1 pseudogene is annotated in these 739 nt (G+C 43.7%); it reads left to right on the top strand.

The features are described 5' to 3' along the window. Positions 1-739 (top strand): annotated as a pseudogene (locus HMPREF2853_RS04905) (YSIRK signal domain/LPXTG anchor domain surface protein); the annotation flags it as partial.

Here is a 739-nt window from a genome sequence, read left to right as displayed (position 1 = left end):
ACATTTGAAGATGGATCAACTGAAAAAGTGATTCCAGGTGAAGGGACTTATGCAATCTCACCAGATGGCATCGTCACCTTCACTCCAGAAGCTAATTTTGTAGGAAAAGGAACAGGCGTAACGATTGTCCGCAAGGATAAGAATGGTACTCCAGTTACTGCAAGCTATCGCCCAACAGTTGTGGATCCATCTACTGGTCATGATACGGCTTCTACAGGAGCAAAAGGCCAACCACAAGTGGCAACATCAGTGTTTGAAGGGCATATCGATCCGACTGTACCACCAACATTTGAGGATGGTAGCACGACTATGGTTGTTCCGGGTGAAGGAAGTTATACAATTGATAAAGATGGTAAGATTACCTTTACTCCAGAACCAGACTTTGTTGGTACAGCTAAAGGATTGGTTGTGAAACGTCTGGATATGTATGGAAATGTAGTTATTGCTCATTACACACCAACTGTCCATGGCCAAACACAAGTGAGTGATGCGACATCCGAAGGTCTTAAAGGTCAAACTCAGACTGGTAAACCAAACTTTACAGGTGATGTCGAGCTGACAGTTCCACCAACCTTTGAAGATGGAACAACTGAAAAAGTCGTTCCAGGTGAAGGAACTTATGTAATCTCACCAGATGGCACCGTCACCTTTACCCCTGAGGCAGACTTTGTAGGACAAGCCAAAGGTGTGAAAGTGATCCGTAAAGATCGCAATGGAAATATCATTTCAGGATTCTATA

Origin of the sequence: Streptococcus sp. HMSC077F03 (assembly GCF_001812375.1) — a bacterium.
In the GTDB taxonomy this organism is placed as follows: Bacteria; Bacillota; Bacilli; order Lactobacillales; family Streptococcaceae; genus Streptococcus; species Streptococcus oralis_S.
The sequence above is the reverse complement of the archived record's forward strand: the minus strand, read 5'-3'. Positions and strand labels throughout refer to the sequence as shown.